The organism is Agromyces sp. P1_H4 (assembly GCF_056405255.1).
Genome location: NZ_JBFUCL010000460.1, coordinates 1 through 2,260, shown reverse-complemented (window position 1 = coordinate 2,260; position 2,260 = coordinate 1). Strand labels below are relative to the sequence as shown.

The 2,260-nt window shown below is 71.0% G+C and carries 3 protein-coding genes and 1 other RNA gene; 2 read left to right on the top strand and 2 right to left on the bottom strand.

The features are described from left to right. Nucleotides 1–16: 16 nt before the first annotated feature. Entirely contained in the window at nt 17–880 is an 864-nt protein-coding gene (gene map, locus AC1DY2_RS18870) for a type I methionyl aminopeptidase (protein WP_476763805.1), read from the top strand. A gap of 34 nt (nt 881–914) precedes the next feature. Beyond that, a complete protein-coding gene (gene ppgK, locus AC1DY2_RS18865) occupies nt 915–1,667 on the top strand; it encodes a polyphosphate--glucose phosphotransferase (RefSeq protein WP_309978461.1) in 753 nt (250 codons plus the stop codon). A 3-nt stretch (nt 1,668–1,670) separates the two neighbouring features. Here the strand turns inward: ppgK and rnpB are convergent. Further along, nucleotides 1,671–2,048: RNase P RNA component class A (rnpB, locus tag AC1DY2_RS18860), an RNA gene on the bottom strand. Between the two features lie 34 nt (nt 2,049–2,082). Then, the gene (locus tag AC1DY2_RS18855; protein ID WP_476763806.1) at nt 2,083–2,241 is read right to left on the bottom strand and encodes a C4-type zinc ribbon domain-containing protein; all 159 of its coding nucleotides are present in this window, start codon (nt 2,239–2,241) and stop codon (nt 2,083–2,085) included. Nucleotides 2,242–2,260 lie beyond the last annotated feature (19 nt).

Below are 2,260 nucleotides of genomic sequence, written 5' to 3'. Positions count from 1 at the left end.
GCCATAGGCTGATCCTATGCCCAAGGACGCCTCCGGCCACCTGATCCCCGGCCGCCCTTCGCCGATCCGAGCCGTGCCCGAGTCGATCGTCCGTCCCGAGTACGTCGGTCGTCGTGCACCAGCTCCGAACGCCGGCGGCGACTGGTACACGCCCGAGGAGGTGGAGCGGATCCGTGCGGCCGGGCGCATCGCCGCCGGCGCGATCGAGGCGGCGGCGGCGGCGATCCGGCCCGGGGTGACGACCGACGAGCTCGACCGCATCGCGCACGACTACGTCGTCGCCCACGGCGCCTACCCGTCGACGCTCGGCTACCGCGGCTATCCCAAGTCGTCGTGCACGTCGGTGAACGAGGTGATCTGCCACGGCATCCCCGACGACACCGTGCTCGACGACGGCGACCTCGTGAACCTCGACGTCACCGCCTACCTCGACGGCTACCACGGCGACCTCAACCACACGTTCCTCGTCGGGCATGCGTCCGAGGAGGCGACGCTGCTCGTCGAGCGCACGCGCGAAGCGCTCGCCCGCGGCATCCGTGCCGTCGCCCCCGGCCGCCAGGTGAACGTGATCGGCCGAGCGATCGAGGCGTACGCCAGGCGATTCGGCTACGGCGTCGTGCGCGACTACACGGGCCACGGCGTGGGGCGCGCGTTCCACACCGGGCTCATCATCCCCCACTACGACGCGCCCGAGTTCGACACGGTGATGGAGCCGGGCATGGTCTTCACGATCGAGCCGATGCTCACGCTCGGCACGACCGACTGGGACCTCTGGGACGACGACTGGACCGTGGTCACCCGCGATCGCGCCCTCACGGCCCAGTTCGAGCACACGCTCGTGGTGACCGACCGCGGCGCCGACATCCTGACACTCCCCTGAACGTCGGCCGTGGGCCGCGCGATAGTCTGGCCGCATGGCGACGGACCACGCGATCGGGATCGACATCGGCGGCACGGGCATCAAGGGGGCGGTCATCGACCTCGGCACCGGAGAGCTCGTCACGGATCGCGTGAAGGTGCGAACGCCCGAGGGCGGCCGGCCGGCCGACATCCTCGCCGCGACCGAGGAGCTCGTCACGGGGATCGACCAGCGCACCGGCACGAAGCTGCCGCTCGGCGTCTGCTTCCCGGCGGTCGTGAAGGGCGGGCGCACCCTCTCGGCGGCGAACATCTCCCGCGAGTGGATCGGGCTGCCGGCCGAGGAGATGTTCGAGAAGGCGCTCGGCCGCGACATCCACTTCATCAACGACGCGGATGCCGCCGGCTACGCCGAGTCCCGCTACGGCGCCGCGGTCGGCGTCGAGGGGCTCGTCATCCTCACGACCCTCGGCACCGGCATCGGCTCGGCGCTCATCAACGACGGCGTGCTCGTGCCCAACTCGGAGCTCGGACACCTCGAGCTCGACGGGCACGATGCCGAGAGCCGAGCGGCGTACTCCGCGATGGAGCGCGAGTCGCTCAGCTGGGAGAAGTGGGCGAAGCGCCTCCAGCGCTACTACTCGCACCTCGAGTTCATCTTCTCGCCCGACCTCTTCGTGGTCGGCGGCGGCGTGTCGAAGCACCACGAGCACTTCCTGCCGCTGCTGAAGCTCACCGCGCCGATCGTGCCCGCCGTGCACCGCAACAACGCGGGCATCCTGGGCGCTGCGGCGCTCGCGATCCGGTAGGTGCGAGCGGGCCGGCTGATACGCCGGGTTCTGTTCACCGGGCGCTTGCGCGACACCGGCTGGACGGCCATCTCTCTCGGAGCTGCGTTGCCGCAGCCCTCCAGCGGCCTACCCGGGAACGGGACGGGCAGCCCCATCGTTCCCTGTCTGGCCTTGCTCCGGACGAGGTTTACCGAGCCGACCGCGTCACCGCGGCCGCTGGTGGGCTCTTACCCCACCGTTTCACCCTTACCCCGGGCCGAAGCCCGGGGCGGTCTGCTTTCTGTGGCACTGTCTCGCGGGTTGCCCCGGGTGGGTGTTACCCACCGTCCTGCCCTGCGGAGCCCGGACGTTCCTCGGCACCCGGTTCGCACCGGATGACGCGGCCGTCTTGCCGACCCGCTCGCCCCTTCAGGCTACAGGCCGCGGCCGCCGATCAGAGACCGGACTCGTCGGTGCGGACCAGGATGCGGTCGCACTCGGGGCACTGCACGACGTCGTCGGGAGCCGAGCGGCGGACCTTCTCCAGATCGGAGCCGGTGAGGGTGATGGTGCAGCCGTTGCAGGTGCGCTGGCTGAGCAGCGCGGCGCCCACGCCGCCTCCGCGGGTGCGC